The 9,572-nt window shown below is 42.3% G+C and carries 7 protein-coding genes and 1 pseudogene; 2 read left to right on the top strand and 6 right to left on the bottom strand.

Annotated features, from left to right (window positions below):
- Positions 1–95, top strand: a pseudogene (locus Q9J80_RS10675) (helix-hairpin-helix domain-containing protein); the annotation flags it as partial.
- Between the two features lie 87 nt (positions 96–182).
- Entirely contained in the window at positions 183–632 is a 450-nt protein-coding gene (locus Q9J80_RS10670; protein WP_301668951.1) for a type IV pilin protein, read from the top strand.
- A 160-nt stretch (positions 633–792) separates the two neighbouring features.
- Here Q9J80_RS10670 and Q9J80_RS10930 read toward each other — a convergent pair whose 3' ends face one another.
- The 6 genes from Q9J80_RS10930 to Q9J80_RS10645 all read right to left on the bottom strand — a co-directional run.
- On the bottom strand, positions 793–987 hold the full coding sequence (locus Q9J80_RS10930; RefSeq protein WP_369415232.1) for a 5'-nucleotidase: 195 nt from the start codon (positions 985–987) through the stop codon (positions 793–795).
- A 243-nt stretch (positions 988–1,230) separates the two neighbouring features.
- The gene (locus Q9J80_RS10665) at positions 1,231–1,383 is read right to left on the bottom strand and encodes a hypothetical protein (protein ID WP_301668952.1); all 153 of its coding nucleotides are present in this window, start codon (positions 1,381–1,383) and stop codon (positions 1,231–1,233) included.
- A gap of 155 nt (positions 1,384–1,538) precedes the next feature.
- A complete protein-coding gene (locus Q9J80_RS10660) occupies positions 1,539–4,019 on the bottom strand; it encodes a toll/interleukin-1 receptor domain-containing protein (protein ID WP_301668953.1) in 2,481 nt (826 codons plus the stop codon).
- A 52-nt stretch (positions 4,020–4,071) separates the two neighbouring features.
- Complete coding sequence (locus Q9J80_RS10655; protein WP_407075249.1) at positions 4,072–7,302, bottom strand: DUF3418 domain-containing protein; 3,231 nt, start codon at positions 7,300–7,302, stop codon at positions 4,072–4,074.
- Between the two features lie 153 nt (positions 7,303–7,455).
- Entirely contained in the window at positions 7,456–8,583 is a 1,128-nt protein-coding gene (locus Q9J80_RS10650) for a hypothetical protein (RefSeq protein WP_196428899.1), read from the bottom strand.
- 2 nt (positions 8,584–8,585) lie between these two features.
- A partial coding sequence (locus Q9J80_RS10645) for a DNA cytosine methyltransferase (RefSeq protein WP_301668955.1) occupies positions 8,586–9,572 on the bottom strand: 987 nt, incomplete at its 5' end.

Here is a 9,572-nt window from a genome sequence, read left to right as displayed (position 1 = left end):
CGGCGGTGCTGGCGAAGCTGAAGGACCAGGCTTCGGTCGGCGCGCCCGCACCCAAAGCCCCCGCCAAACCGGCAACGCCCGCAGCTAAAAAATAGAGTGGGAAATATGCATACTGCTGAATGGGATAGTAAGTCTGTTCAAAGAAGTATGTTGAATAATCTGTTCTTATTGGAAGTAAAGTAATGACTGATAATCGGGGATTTACGCTGGTTGAATTAATATCAGTGGTCTTGATATTGTCTGTACTTGCTTTAATTGTTTATCCGAGCTATCGCAATTATGTTGAGAAAGCAAAGATAAATGCAGTGCGGGCAGCCTTGTTAGAAAATGCACATTTTATGGAAAAGTTTTATCTGCAGAATGGGAGGTTTAAACAAACATCTACCAAATGGCCAAGTTTGCCGATTAAAGAGGCAGAAGGCTTTTGTATCCGTTTGAATGGAATCGCGCGCGGGGCTTTAGACAGTAAATTTATGTTGAAGGCGGTAGCCATAGATAAAGATAAAAATCCTTTTATTATTAAGATGAATGAAAATCTAGTAACCTTTATTTGCAAGAAGTCCGCCAGTTCGTGTAATGACGGGCTGGATTATTTTAAAGGAAATGATAAGGACTGCAGGTTACTTAAGTAGGCTTGTTTACAAATCAATCGATAGTGTTTTAGTATTTGTGCGGGTTTCCGCCTTGAGGGAATGAGAATCGTGTAATATTAAGCCTATAGTTATGACCCGTAATCCGTATCTGGATTGTTTCCGGATAAAAGAATAAACCCAATCGGTGGGTCGTTTAGGTTTATTTCATTGATTGACAGAGTTTTTGATAAATGGAAAGACAACGCTTTTTTGGGGGATGGTTTTGTTTTTCCCTCTGATATTGCCTATAGGTTTCTGCCCCTTCCGTTCTAAATATATTATCCGATTCGGATAAGTCGAATAAGGCACTTGATGCTAAGCCGATTACAAGTCGTTTCGATAAATCATAGGACATAATAAGGATATCTTTAGCCGTGGATTTATGGGGCATGGTAGCAAAAATTGTATAGGGGTGTACATTATTAAACAGATTTTATAATGCTGTCTGAAGATGTTTTCAGACGGCATTTTGTTTCCAACTCGTTATAGGCTTGTATTTTTCCTATGCAATATAGTAATTTAAGGTATGTTTGCACTCTTAGACATAAGGACAATTGCAGCCTTCGTCTTTAATATACAAATCACTATCCAACTTCAACTATACCCAATAGTTTTCCGAACCGCACACCTCCGCCCGATAACGCCCGGCGGAAGTTTTTTGGACATCGCGAACCTTGCCCTGCTGAAAATACAGCAGGCCACGTTCGGCGATATGGGGCGGAAATAGGCGGGGTAGGTAGATACCAGACATGGGTGCTTCCAAGAAGTTGTTGAAACATGAGGAGTTTACTGGTTCAGACGACGTTTGGGGAGAGGGCGGCGGGAAGATTTGTTTAGCGAAGTGGAAAAAGGTCGTCTGAAAATAGGTTTCAGACGACCTTTGGTTTGGTTGGAAAGGGAAATAATTTATAAAGACTCAAACAACTGTTTTAGTTTTTCCTTAAATTTATTGATAGATATTGGATTTAATCCATTTAACTCACTATCAATTAGGGATAAAGCTGCTTGCATATTATTAGTTAGTGTAAGTAATATTGCTTTAAACCGAATAAATGAACGATATGTTTGAGCACTTTTATTTACCAACTTCTCCAACTTATCAATTGCTTCCTGTAATCTCTTGGTATCTCTACAGCTAGCAGCCAAATCTGCTTTGGTTAGTAAAGGATAAGTTACTTGAGGAAATGTAGCAATAGCCTTATCAATTATATTAAAACTATTTTCATAGTCTTTTTTATAGAAAAAAGAAACTCTAGCTTGCATTGACAAAACGACTTCTTGAGCTTTATTTGATGGATCAATTGATAGTTTTTTTATTATGGAATTTAATTCATTAGCATGGATTCTTTCATCATCTTTCATTAAAATACATATAAAATAATCATTGGCGTTAATGATGTTCCCTGGTCTATTTTGATAATTCTCTTTCGAATAGACATAAGCTTTATCATACTCTTCATTTTGAATATATATTCGAATTAGTTCACCACGTACCTTTGGATCATTAAATTTTTTATATTCTAATGATTTGATGAGATGATTTTCTGACTGTTGAGTTTTGCCTCGTAACCTGTAGAAAAAGCCAATCAAAAATTCTTTTTCACCTTCATCGTGGATTTTATGAACTTCTTGAAAAAACTCATCATTCATACCTTTTCTAGCTAATGCCTGACATTTTAAAAATCGAACAAAGTTTATTGTATTCTTATGCAGAGTTCTTTCATTTGAAAGAACTCTGTTTGCTAGTGAGATGGCTTCATCGTAATTTCTGTCTTCATCATATAATTTTTTAATAGTACTAATAAATATCGAAGGTAGAATAAATTTATATGCATCAGAACTGTTGGTTAATAAATTTTCTTTAGCTGATAAAAAATATCCAGAAATATCAAATCCATCATCATTAAAATTAGAGATGAAATTTTGTGCATAACTCTGTATTGATTTATTAAATTCAGCTTTTAATTCAAATCTATTTCTGCTAATATAGTCACGTAATACTTCATTTAGTCTAATATATTCAGAAACTTTTCCAATATATTCACATATTGAATTTGTAATTAATTCTTGTAACAAAGGAAAATATTTTTCTTCTGGGACTATCTTAAATAGAACTTCATAACTAATAAATTCAAATTTTGAAAGAAGAAGTATAAGTTCTTTAATTTCTTCATTATCTTTATAGATATCAAAAATTACTTTCGCTTTATCAGAAGAATATTGTTGGATGATATGAGAATTTTTTTTCGCAGAAATAATTCCTTGTTCTTTAATTTGATCGACTGCAAAAAAAACTTGTTCTGGATACCCTGTAAGAAGATCGGAGAAAAATTGCATGTCGTCGGCAGAAAGCGATTCCCGTATATTTTGAAAAGAAGAATATCTATTCAATAAGCCATTTCTTTCTGGGCGTTCTAATTCTTTTACTGATACAGAAAATATTTTTGGATATTTTCTATATAGGATTGGGTTTAATCTAAATTGTGAAGCTATACAAAATAATAGTCTATTATCAAAGGATAATAATATATCATTAAACCAGTCAATAATAGAGCCATCTCTCTGCACAAGTACACCATAATCTTCTATAAGAATCTTTTCATTTTCATTATTTATCTGACTGATGATTCTTTTTAGTATTTCAATTTTTCTTTGTAAGTTATCATTTAATATTGAATTCTTTTCATTATTAGACAAAGGATAAATACCGCTATCTGCAAGTTTAAAAATAAAATCTTCTATGTTATCTTGACTATTTAAAGATATGAATATAGGTTTGTATGCTCCCTTAACTAATCCTGCCTTTTTTATTGAATAATTAAGCAATGATTTTCTTCCAATTGAAGGAAGTCCAGATGCAATTAGGGTAATAGGATAGGTTTGATCAAAGTCATCTAATCGCTCTTCTATTTTTTTAATTAAATCATTTCTACCTACAAAAATTTCTTGTCTTTCTTTAAGTTTAGGATGGTGTTTCCATGCTAGTTCGATCAGGCGGGTATTGATTTTTCGAGCTGCTATTTTAGGGGAGGCGATAAGCTGTATATTTAGGTTTTCTCGCATCCATTCAGGAATCCTTTCATCCTTATAGTTTACTTTATCATCTATAATAATCGGATATATTCTATCTATTTGCTCTTGATCTAATTTGTCTTTTGCATATGTTAGCTCCTCTTTTACCCAATCAGAATCTAATGAGTGCCCAGATAAAAATATGACAAACAAAGATGTATCATTCAGCGCATTATGAATTTCTTCAATATTCATCATGCCTTTTTCAAAAGTAATTTCATCAAATAGTGTAGCATCTGTTCTCAAATTTTCTGCAACTACTCTTATATAACGTTCTTTATCTTTAGAACTATGTGATAAAAAGCATTTAATCATTTTTTAAATTCCATAAGTTTGAAAATTGAATAATCTATTGAATTTTAGATTATTACCTAAAGAAACTCCACTCCTTCAACAACCGCTTCACCGACACCGGATACGGCGTCTTCAACTCCTGCGCGAACAGCGATACCCTCAATTCTTCAATCATCCATTTAAACCCTGCAAGGCCGTCTGGAATGGGGAGACCTTGTTTAATCAGGCTGTCGGTTTTTTCCTGCCACATTTGTTCAAGCTCTTGAATATCGGCTTCGCGGGCTGCGTCGCGGGCGGGGTTGCCGCTGTATTTTTTGAGGCGCAGGGTCATGGCTTTGAGGTAGATGGGGAGGCGCGGCCATTGTGTCCACGGGGTGCGGGTGGCGAAGCCGGCGGCGAGCAGGGTTTGCAGGCGTTGGCGTATGAGGTGGGTGAGCGGGTGTTTGCCGAGTTTGCTGTTGAGTTCGGCGTAGGCGGCGGCGGTTTCCTGCAGGTAGCGGCTGAGGGCTTCTTTGACGGCGGGCAGGCGGCTGCGGGCGCGTTTGATTTGTTCTTTGAAGGCTTTTTCGTTGCGCGGCAGTTCGTCTTCGCCGATAAAGGCGCGGTCGCAGACGGCTTGGGTGAGGTCGTCGCGCAGGGTGTCGGCGTTGATGTGTTTGAGCAGCATGGCGGCTTGGGTGAAGCCTTGGATGCCTTTGTTCAGGTCTTTAACTTGTTCTTTTAGTTGTAGTTTCATGAGTTCGATCACGCCTAATCTGTGGGCTTGTCCGGCGGCGGCGGACGTGTCGAACAGGCGTAGGGCGATACGGCCGTCTTTTTCTTTTTGCAGGCCGAGGTAGCCGGTGAGCTGCTGTTTGCCGCGGGCGAATTTGATGGATTCGGGCAGGGTGCCGATGTCCCATGCGGTAACGTTATCGCGCTCGAATTCTTGGGTGTTGTCGCGGAAGGTGGTGGCGGCGGCTTTGCCAAGCTGTTGTTGGATTTGGACTAAATCGCGCCCCATGGCTAATTCTTGTCCGCCGTCGTCGATGATGCGGAGGTTGAAATAGCAGTGTTCGGGCAGCCTGAACGCTGCCCATTCGTCTTGGTTGATTTGCTCGAGTATGCGGATGTCGCCTGCGGTTTTGGCGATGGCTTGGGCAAGCTGGGGCAGGATGGGGGCGTTGCGGTCGGGGTTTTGGCTTAAAAATTGGGTGATGAATTCGGGCACGGGCACGCAGATACGGCGGATTTGTTTGGGCAGCGCTTTGATTTGTAGCTGGATTTTTTCGCGTATCATGCCGGGTACGAGCCATTCGAGGGCGGAGGGGCTGATGCGGTTGAGCACGGTGAGCGGCAGGGTGAGGGTAACGCCGTCGAGCGGGTGGTGCGGCTCGAAGCGATAGCTGAGTTTGAATTTGCCGTCTGCGGTTTGCCAGTGTTTGGGGAATTGTTCTTCGGTGATGTGCGCGGCGGCGTGCTGCATGAGGTCATCGCGGCTGAGGAACAGCAGGCGCGGGTTGTCGCGCTCGGCGGTTTTGAGCCAGGCTTGGAAGGTGCGGATGTCGGCGAGGGGGAGGGGTTTCAAACGGCCTTTTGGGGGTGCAGGCTGCTTTTTGGGTTTGGGGTCGTCTGAAACCGTTGAAGCTGTGGCACTCTGTTCCCTCTCCTGTGGGAGAGGGCTTGCTGCGGTTGCGGAAAAGTTGGTTTGCGCGGCAACTGTTTTGCCCTCTCCCCGACCCTCCCCCACGGGGGAGGGGGTAGTTTGCTGAGGGTTTGCAGGATGCAGGTCGTCTGAAAATTGGGGTTCGTGGTTTTCAGGTATCCTTTGGGCATGCAGGCTGCTTTCGGTTTTAGTTTTAGCTTCGCAAGACGTCGTTTGCAGACTGCCTGAAATTGTTGAAGCTGCGGCACCCTGTTCCCTCTCCTGTGGGAGAGGGTTAGGGAGAGGGTTTGCTGCGGTTGCGGAAAAGTTGGTTTGTGCGGCAACTGTTTTGCCCTCTCCCCGACCCTCCCCCACGGGGGAGGGGGTGGTTTGTTGGGCGGCGTTGGTTGGGTTGTCAAACCCAACGGTTTTTGCGGTTGCGGCGGGTGTTGGGTTTCCAACCCAACCTACGGTGTTGCCGTGATTTTCATTTTGGCGAAACTTGTTGCGTTCATTTTCAGATGACCTTTCGGCTTTGTCAGATTCAATAATCCGTACGGAATCTTCGCTTCCCCAAACGCCGCCTTTCGCGTCTTTCCACACCAGCTCGGGCAGTCGTTCGTTATAAAACGCAAACAGGGCTTCGTCATCGACCAATACGTCTTGCTTGCGCGATTTGTGTTCGAGTTCGGTAATTTCTTTAATCAGCTTTTTGTTGTGGGCAAAAAAGGCCGTCTGAAGATTGCTTTCCTGCGCCACCAATGCGCCGCGGATAAAGATTTCGCGCGCTTCTTCGGGCGCAACTTTGCCGTAAGACACGGGGCGGCGCGGCAAGACGGTCAGGCCGTAAAGCGTCACGCGTTCGCTGGCGACAACTTCGCCGCGTTTTTGTTCCCAGTGCGGCTCGAAATAGTGGTAGCGGACAAGGTGCGGCGCTTCCTGCTCTATCCATTCGGGCTGGATAACGGCGACGTCGCGCGCGTAAAGGCGCGTGGTTTCAACCAATTCTGCCGCCATCACCCATTTGGGCTTGGCTTTGAACAGGGCTGACGCAGGGAAAAGGTGGAAACGGCTGCCGCGCGCGCCGGTATAGTCGTTGCCGTCGGGCGATTTCATGCCGACGTTGGCGATAAGGCCGGTGAGCAGGGCGCGGTGGATTTGTTCGTAGCCCGCTTCTTTGGCGGCGCGGATTTGGGCACGGTGTTGTTTTTTGTCCAGTTGTTTTTGTTTGAGTTTGGCCGCCAAATCTTGGTCGCCTTGGCTTTCAGACGGCCTTAATTGCTCTTGGGAAGGAGGTTGTCTAAACGCGGCTTCCTTGGTGGTCAAACCCATTTCAATCGCGGTTTGGGCAAGCTGGTGGTGCAACTCGCGCCATTCGCGCATCCGCAGGTGCGACAGGAAATATTGGCGGCACCACTGCACCAGTTGCTTGTTGGACAAACCCTTGTCGCGCTCGCGCTGGAAGCTGTCCCAAATGTTCAGATAGGCAAGGAAATCGGACTGCTTGTCGGTAAAACGCTCGTGTGCCTTGGCGGCGGCATCGCGCGCTTCCAACGGCCGCTCGCGCGGGTCTTGAATCGACAGCGCGGACGCAATCACCAATATTTCCGCCATGCAGTCGTGTTTCTTCGCCGCCAGCAAAATGCGCGCGATTTTCGGGTCGATGGGTAGGCGCGCCATTTGTTCGCCGAGTTTGGTCAGGCGGTAGCGGGGAGGGGTTGATGGGGCGGTTTTCAGGCTGCCTGAAAGGGGGACAGAGGGCGTGTTGTGGTGGTTTTGGGTGTTTTGCATAATTCGTAGGTCAGGTATTAGTCCAATATTGCCGTATTTCTTTTATTGATTGTACTTCTGCGAATTCACAACCACTTCATTCCACATCTTTTTATGTTCAAATTTGAGTGATGTATCCTGTTCCAATAAATTGACATAATTAGAAATAAATTCGGCAGGATTTTCTAATAGTCGCAAATAATATTTCAATGAATGAATAATCCCATTAACAATAACATGACACCCATGAATAGTTTTAATTTTTTCAATTTCTCTTTCAATAAGTTCCCGTTCACTTTCATCAATATCTGCTGTTGATAACAAGTAATACCGCTTAACTTGTGTGGTTTGAAATTTTTCAAAGGCATCTTGCACAAGTTGGCGTGTAATCGGAATGCCATGTTTTACTTCAACAGCTTCAAAGGCTTCATTCTTTTCATCATTAATGTCTATATCGCCAATCCGACCGCTTCTTGCATCTGCCGAAGTATGATTTTCTAATGGTAATAATGTTTTTTCGTCAAAACGCCTCAATTCCTTTATCAGACATTGGTAAATTGCATAAAACGCCAACACAGGCAGCCTTGCTGCACCATCGGCAGTATATTTAGCTTGAAAGTGTTTGTTTAATAAATCAATAATTGCTGAAATTGGTAAGTTGTGAGGTTTTGCTAAATCTATTTGCTGTGCATTACGTTTTAAGATAAGCCCTTGCAGTAGGTAAGAAAAAATTTCTGGCAGTCGCTCGTTTTTCTGAATCAGAGCGATGGTTGACAAAAAAGATGCTTTTAGTCTGCTTGGGTTAATTGCACCTGTATAGTTTTCATCGTATGGTACTTTTTGTTCTAATGACCGAGTAAGCCAGCCACTTTCTGCCATTGCTGGAAATTTTTCCAATTTGAGAAATGGTGTGATGTGGTTAGTATCAAATGTCCGTCCAGAGTAACCTCCGCTAATACTGGATTGATGTTTTCGAATATCTTGTTCAGGATGAAGCTGCTTATAAACCAAACTAGTTATTACAACAGTTAAAACGGCTTTTGCTTTTTCTGAATAAGCTAAAATGTCGTCCAATACTACTCTTTCATTTTCTGATAGTTTGGTTTGAATTACATTATGAGAACCTAGGGTTTGTAGTGCTTCATCGTAGGTAGCACGAATAAATTCATTTGGGTTTTGATTTTTAGACATGATTACTTTCCTAATAGTTGCTGTTTTATTTGCTCACCAACCGCATTAATCATGGGAATGGCAACCGAATTTCCAATTTGTCGGTAAAGTTCGCTCTTACTATTGATAAAACGGAATGTTTCAGGGAAACCCATAATCCGATAACATTCATTAATGGTAAGTTTGCGGACTTTTCCATTGTGGAAAATCCAAAATCGCCCCGATGTTTCTTGTGATGGCAATGCTGGATGTACTCCATTGGTTGAATAGATGCGGTTTGGTTGCTTATGTACTCGGGATAAGTTTTCTGTTCCTTCACGTACCCCTACCTTGCGAATGGCTTTGTTGCGATAACCCGCAAAAATCAAACCTGACTTTTGCTGTTTCTGTTCCGACAAAATCGTATAAGGCTCATTCAAATATTCAAATTCACCTTCTGCATCTAAGAAATCTTTCAATACAGTTCGCTGTTGATATTTCAATTTTGAAAAATCAAATTTTTTAGATTTGCTGCCAATAATGATGATGCGTTCTCTATTTTGCGGCAAACCAAAATCTGTGGCGTTTAGTAATTTTTTCTCAACGTAATAACCCAATTCCTGCAAATGTGTGAGGATTGTTGTCAGTGTACGTTTTTTGTCATGATGAATAAGGTGCTTCACATTTTCCAAGAATACAACTTCAGGTTGTTTCGCTTCTATGATTTTGAAGACATGATAAATCAGCGTGCCGCGCGTATCTTCAAATCCTCGCATTTTCCCTGAAATACTGAATGGCTGGCAGGGAAATCCTGCACACAATACATCGTGCTGAGGAATTAAATCCAATGGAATTTGTTCAATATCACCAAAAGGAACTTCACCAAAGTTTAATTCGTAGCTTTTTTGGGCGTAGGTATTGAATTCTGATGAGAATAAGCATTTTCCACCTAATTTTTGTAGAGGAATACGAAATCCACCAATACCAGCAAATAAATCAATAAAAGTAAACTTAGGTTGTTGGGGGGGGGG

Origin of the sequence: Neisseria blantyrii (assembly GCF_962747855.1) — a bacterium.
In the GTDB taxonomy this organism is placed as follows: Bacteria; Pseudomonadota; Gammaproteobacteria; order Burkholderiales; family Neisseriaceae; genus Neisseria; species Neisseria viridiae.
Note: the sequence above shows the minus strand (reverse complement) of the source record. Positions and strands in the feature narration are given on the sequence as shown.

Bases quoted from the DNA above. Each gene is read 5' to 3' on its own strand.
- Q9J80_RS10660 (WP_301668953.1), bottom strand. From the start codon at position 4,019: ATGATTAAATGCTTTTTATCACATAGTTCTAAAGATAAAGAACGTTAT.
- Q9J80_RS10930 (WP_369415232.1), bottom strand. From the start codon at position 987: ATGTCCTATGATTTATCGAAACGACTTGTAATCGGCTTAGCATCAAGT.
- Q9J80_RS10655 (WP_407075249.1), bottom strand. From the start codon at position 7,302: ATGGCGCGCCTACCCATCGACCCGAAAATCGCGCGCATTTTGCTGGCG.
- Q9J80_RS10650 (WP_196428899.1), bottom strand. From the start codon at position 8,583: ATGTCTAAAAATCAAAACCCAAATGAATTTATTCGTGCTACCTACGAT.
- Q9J80_RS10665 (WP_301668952.1), bottom strand. From the start codon at position 1,383: ATGTCTGGTATCTACCTACCCCGCCTATTTCCGCCCCATATCGCCGAA.
- Q9J80_RS10670 (WP_301668951.1), top strand. From the start codon at position 183: ATGACTGATAATCGGGGATTTACGCTGGTTGAATTAATATCAGTGGTC.